At 63.9% G+C, this 5,169-nt stretch carries 6 protein-coding genes; all 6 read left to right on the top strand.

Annotation, left to right across the window (positions count from 1 at the left end; genetic code table 11):
• A partial coding sequence (locus WBF82_RS21550; RefSeq protein ID WP_424384962.1) for an alpha/beta fold hydrolase occupies positions 1–432 on the top strand: 432 nt, incomplete at its 5' end.
• A gap of 30 nt (positions 433–462) precedes the next feature.
• Positions 463–1,269 (top strand): hypothetical protein, encoded by an 807-nt coding sequence (locus WBF82_RS21545; RefSeq protein ID WP_424384961.1) that lies wholly within the window; start codon positions 463–465, stop codon positions 1,267–1,269.
• 19 nt (positions 1,270–1,288) lie between these two features.
• Positions 1,289–2,860 (top strand): DHA2 family efflux MFS transporter permease subunit, encoded by a 1,572-nt coding sequence (locus WBF82_RS21540; RefSeq protein ID WP_424384960.1) that lies wholly within the window; start codon positions 1,289–1,291, stop codon positions 2,858–2,860.
• Complete coding sequence (locus WBF82_RS21535; protein WP_424384959.1) at positions 2,857–3,618, top strand: alpha/beta fold hydrolase; 762 nt, start codon at positions 2,857–2,859, stop codon at positions 3,616–3,618. Before WBF82_RS21540 ends, WBF82_RS21535 begins: the two co-directional genes overlap by 4 nt.
• 13 nt (positions 3,619–3,631) lie before the next feature.
• Positions 3,632–4,726, top strand: a complete 1,095-nt coding sequence (locus WBF82_RS21530; RefSeq protein WP_424384958.1) for an NmrA family NAD(P)-binding protein — start codon at positions 3,632–3,634, stop codon at positions 4,724–4,726.
• A 9-nt stretch (positions 4,727–4,735) separates the two neighbouring features.
• Positions 4,736–5,169, top strand: a 434-nt coding sequence (locus WBF82_RS21525; protein WP_424384957.1) for a class I SAM-dependent methyltransferase, incomplete at its 3' end; no start/stop codon positions are given.

The following is a 5,169-nucleotide window of genomic DNA, read 5'->3' as shown; positions in this document are numbered from 1 at the left end:
ACCGACGCTCTAGTTAACGACCCCAACCAGCGGTTGTGGCTGTTGGCCTACACCGGCCGCCGCTTCGGCCTCGATGAGAGTCTGCCCCCCGACGGCATTGGCGCCGTTTCGATCGTGCCGCAATTTTTCGGCGACAACAGCCAATCAGATGCGCTCGCCGAAATCCGGTCATGGACCGGCGGTCTCCCCGCGGCCCTAGACCGGCAGGACGCTGTGATCGCATCCGACCGACTGCAGACCATCCAAGTACCGGTGTCGGTGATATTCGGCCGCGATGATCCGAACCTGACCCCTGATGTGGCACAACACATCTGCGCTCTCTTCACGAACTCTGAAGTGCACCTGATCGATCGCGCATCCCACTGGCCCCAATGGGATCAACCCGACGAGGTCGCCGATCTCATCAAGCGATCCATTCCCACGCCTGTATAACACCACCCCCCAATCGTTAAGGAGATGCAAATGAGCAGCGAGCTTCTCGACAGTGTGCTGGACGCCCACGGCGGGCTGGCGAACTGGGACCACGTCAGCGCGGTCACCGCCGAGATCGCAGTCGGAGGACCGTTTTGGGCCCCGCGAGGCTGGCCGGACCTGGCGCCCACGCTGACGGTCTCGATGGACGCCCACCGCGAACACATCACGACGACACCTTTTCCTGCGCCTGATCAGTGTGCGGTGTTCGACGTGGAGCCAGAACGGCTGGTCATTCAAACCACCAACGGCACGGTCGTTGCGGAGCGCTCCGATCCGCGGCCGAGCTTTCCCCCGTTTGACCTGCAGACGACCAAGTGGGATGCGATCCAGACCGCTTACTTCACCAGCGCCGCAAACTGGAACTACTTCACCCAACCGTTCAGCCTCACCTACCCCGGCGTGCAGGTCCACGAAATTCAACCGTGGCGGGAAGGCGACGAAACCTGGCGGCGCCTCGCGGTGCACTTTCCGCCGAACATGCCCAACCACAACGCCGATCAGGTCTTCTACTACGACGACAACTTCTTGCTGCGTCGGATGGACTATGCCGCCGATGCGACCGGCAATGCTCCCGTCGCGCACTACACCGATGACCACAAGACGTTCGACGAGTTCGTCTTCCCGACCCGCCGCCGCATCTACCGGCGCGGCGACGATGGCTCCGCCGATCAACGCCTCGCGATCATCACCGTCGATGTTTCCTTGGTCCGCGTCCAATACTTGCCTAGCGCTGACGCGTCAGCTTCTCGCGTACCGCAAGCCCCGTCAACACGGTTAGGCCACCGCGATGGTTAATCACCACAGAGTCCTGTCCATGCGATCCAAGCCTGTCTTCCGCGATCACCCCGTTGCCGCGCTTGCCGTCATCTGCCTAAGCGTCTTCCTCATCAGCGTCGACGCCACGATCGTCAACGTCGCACTCCCCACGCTGTCGCGTGACCTGGGCGCCGACACCGCGCAGCTGCAGTGGATCGTCGACGCCTACACACTCGTCATGTCGGGTCTGCTGCTGTCAGTGGGCAGTCTGAGCGACCGCTACGGCAGACGCGGCTGGTTGGCGTCCGGACTGGCGCTGTTCGCAATCACCTCCGCCATTGCGGCGCAGGTGAATTCGGCGGACGCGCTGATCGCCGCACGCGCCGCTATGGGCGTCGGCGCGGCCGTGATCTTCCCGACCACGCTGGGACTGATCACGAACATCTTCACCGACCCGGTACACCGCGCCAAGGCGATCGGCGTGTGGGCGGCCATGGTCGGTGTCGGGGTCGCGGCCGGGCCGATCAGCGGTGGCTGGCTACTCGATCACTTCTCCTGGGGCTCAATCTTTCTGGTGAACGTTCCGACCGCGATGGTGGCCATCCTCGGCGGAAGCCTCTTCGTGCCCACCTCCCGCGACCCGGCTACACCACCGGTCGACCTGCCCGGCCTGCTGCTATCCGCGGTCGGGGTAACCACGTTGGTCTACACCGTCATCGAGGCGCCCAGTTGGGGATGGACCAGCGCCCGGGCCGCGGCAGGCTTCACCCTGGCCACAATCGTTCTCGCCGCCTTCGCGCTGTGGGAGCGGCGCAGCGCTCATCCGATGCTCGACGTGACGGTGTTCTTCAACCGTCGATTCTCCGGCGGCAGCCTGGCCGTGACGGCAGGGTTTCTGACGCTGTTCGGATTCATCTTCGTCATCACCCAGTATTTCCAATTCATCAAGAACTACAGCGCATTCGAAGCCGGAGTGCGCCTATTGCCGGTAGCCATCTCGATCGCAGTGGCCAGCATCGTGGGGCCCCAACTGGTCGAACGCGTCGGCACGACCGCCGTCGTCGCCGGAGGGCTGGCCGTGTTCGCGACCGGCCTGGCGTGGGCCTCCACCGTCGACGGGGCGACCCCCTATCGCGAGATCGCCACGCAGATGCTGCTGCTCGGCGGCGGCCTGGGCCTCACGACGGCGCCCGCCACCGAGGCGATCATGGGATCTCTGTCAGCCGACAAAGCAGGGGTCGGCTCGGCTGTCAACGACACCACCCGTGAACTCGGCGGAACGCTGGGTGTGGCCATCGTGGGCAGTGTCTTCGCATCGCTCTATTCCAGTCGGCTCGGCTCGTCGCCAGCACTGACCGGCTTACCGGCCAATGTCCGCTCGGCGATGCAGCACTCAATGGCGGTGGCGCACCAGGTGATCGAACAATCCCCGCCAGGACGTATTGCGGGGGTGCGGGAGGCGGTCAACCACGCATTCCTCGACGGCCTTCAGATCGGATCGCTGGTCTGCGCCGCTATCGCGTTGTCCGCCTCCATCGTCGTGGCTGTCCTGCTGCCGGCACGGGCACGCCAATCGACAGTAGCCGCAGTTGAAATCGAACTGTCTGAGGCTGGAGAGGTAACAGCATGAGTTACACAGAGACGTGGAGCAACGGCCACGGACAGGTCAAGTTCTTCACCCGGTCGGACGGGTCACGCCTGCGGTATTACACTGCAGGGGCTGGGCCAGCCGTCGTCCTCATCCACACCGTGCGCACCCAGCTCGACTACTTTGCGCGAGTCATTCCGCAGCTATGGGACTCCTACACCGGGTACATGAACGCCGTCACACTGGCCGGTGAATCACTCGGCGGTGCACTGGCTTTGGGCGCCTCGATCGACCTCAAGGCCCGCGTGAGTAAGGTCGTCGCGTTCAACAGCTACGACTACCCGGCTGGTCTCGAACGCGGCAACCTCTTCGCCAGGTTCATCGTTCAGCGCGATACGAATGCCTGGGCTGGGGCCGGTTTTCGGCCGTATGGAAAGCCGGCTGACCCTGCGCGGGGTAATGCGGGGCGGCGTCGTCGACAAAAGCAAGCTTGGAGCGGACTTCCTCGCCGAGCTCCGGAAGAGCGGGCGCCGCAAGGGATATCCACGAGTGGCCGTGCGATCTACCGAAGCCTCAAGGGGTTCCAGCGAGCACGACAACGCTACCCGCAGGTGTCGGCGCCCGTCGCGCTGGTCTACAGCGAGCGGGATTGGTCACGTCCTAGAGAACGAGACCACGTGGCCGGCCTGCTAGCCGACGTCCAACGCGTCACGCTGCCGAACACCGGGCACTTCTCGGCCCTCGAATACCCGAACGCCATGACACGCATACTCCTGCAATCGCTCGAATTACCCAACTAGAGAAGGAAATCCAATGACAAGCCCTCGCGTGCTAGTAACCGGCGCCACCGGCAGGATCGGTAGCGCGGTCACCGCCCAACTGTTGCAGCACGGCATCACGACTCGGGCCCTGGTGCACCGCGACGACGAGCGCAGTGCCCGATTGAGGTCCGCCGGCGCCGAAGTCGTGGTCGCCGATATGTTTGACATCAGCCAGATTCAGGCCGCGATGGATGGTGTCGACCGGCTCTACTTCAACCCCCCGTACCATCCACATGCACTCGACAGCGCGGTCGCCTTTGCCATCGCCGCACGGCGATCACGTGTGGAAGCGGTGGTGGCGCTTGGACAATGGCTGGCCAGTCCTGAACACCCATCGCTGATGACCCGGCAGGCCTGGTTGACCGACAAGCTGTTTGAGCTGCTACCGGACACCGCCCATGTCGCGGTCGATCCGGGATACTTCGCCGACAACTATTTGCAGCTGGTCCCGCTTGCCGCGCAGTTGGGAGTGTTGCCGACGCCGACCGGGACCGGTCGAAATGCGCCGCCCTCCAACGAAGACATCGCCAGGGTTGCGGTGGGTGCCCTTCTCGACCCGAACCGCCACGACGGTCGGGCCTACCGCCCGACTGGGCCGACGCTCCTGTCGGGACCGGAGATCGCCGACGCCGTTGGTGAAGCGTTGGGACGAAAGGTGCGGCACATCGACATTCCGCCGTCGATGTTCTTGCGCGCGATACGCGTTAACGCCAAGCGACTTGGCGCCGACCTGTTCTTCGAGTCCAGCCTGCGCCATTACTTGCCCGAGCACGCACTGGGAACCTGGGCGATGGGCGGACCCACCACCCATGTCCACGACGTCGCCGGGGTCGAACCCGAGGATTTTCTCACGATCGCACGCCGCTACGTCACCGGCCCGGAATCCCAGCGAACCGCACGCAATTTCATCCGCCAAACCTGGCGGTTCCTGTTAACCGGGCTGGTACCGATGCACCGCCTAGAGCGCTTCGAGCGTCGCCAGCAACATCCCCGGCCCGCTCATCCACGGCTGTCGGGCCAGTCCGCGCTCTGGCGAAACGAACACCTCGCCACCACCGACAAAATCGCCGAACCGACATACCAGTAAGGAATAGAGATGACCGAGACCCTGATTTCCGACCAGTACTCAACTGGCCTATCTCAGCGCAATATCGACCAGGCCCTCGTTGCCGCCGGCAAGGACCTAGACCACCTGCAGCCTGGCGACCTTGCGCCACTGGAGGATTTTCACACCATGGGTCGCATCGCCACCAGCCAACTAGTGGATCTGGTCGGGATCACAAGTGACAGCCGGGTGCTCGATGCGGGCAGCGGCATCGGCGGAACGGCTCGCTTCGTCGCCGACCAGTGTCGATGCCACGTCGCCGCGGTCGATCTGACCGACGAGTATTGCGACACGGCGCGTTGGCTTAATCGACTTGTCGGACTGGACGATTGGATCACGGTCCGTCAAGCAGACGTCACCGAACTGCCCTTCGCCGACGGCAGTTTCGACGTCGCGTTCAGCCAGCACGTTCAGATGAACATCGC

The sequence above is a fragment of the Mycobacterium sp. genome (genome assembly GCF_049673265.1).
In the GTDB taxonomy this organism is placed as follows: Bacteria; Actinomycetota; Actinomycetes; order Mycobacteriales; family Mycobacteriaceae; genus Mycobacterium.
Note: the sequence above shows the minus strand (reverse complement) of the source record. Positions and strands in the feature narration are given on the sequence as shown.

What these genes read in the sequence shown, in the direction of transcription:
- WBF82_RS21545 (WP_424384961.1), top strand. Translation starts at nt 463, where the DNA reads ATGAGCAGCGAGCTTCTCGACAGTGTGCTGGACGCCCACGGCGGGCTG.
- WBF82_RS21540 (WP_424384960.1), top strand. Translation starts at nt 1,289, where the DNA reads ATGCGATCCAAGCCTGTCTTCCGCGATCACCCCGTTGCCGCGCTTGCC.
- WBF82_RS21535 (WP_424384959.1), top strand. Translation starts at nt 2,857, where the DNA reads ATGAGTTACACAGAGACGTGGAGCAACGGCCACGGACAGGTCAAGTTC.
- WBF82_RS21530 (WP_424384958.1), top strand. Translation starts at nt 3,632, where the DNA reads ATGACAAGCCCTCGCGTGCTAGTAACCGGCGCCACCGGCAGGATCGGT.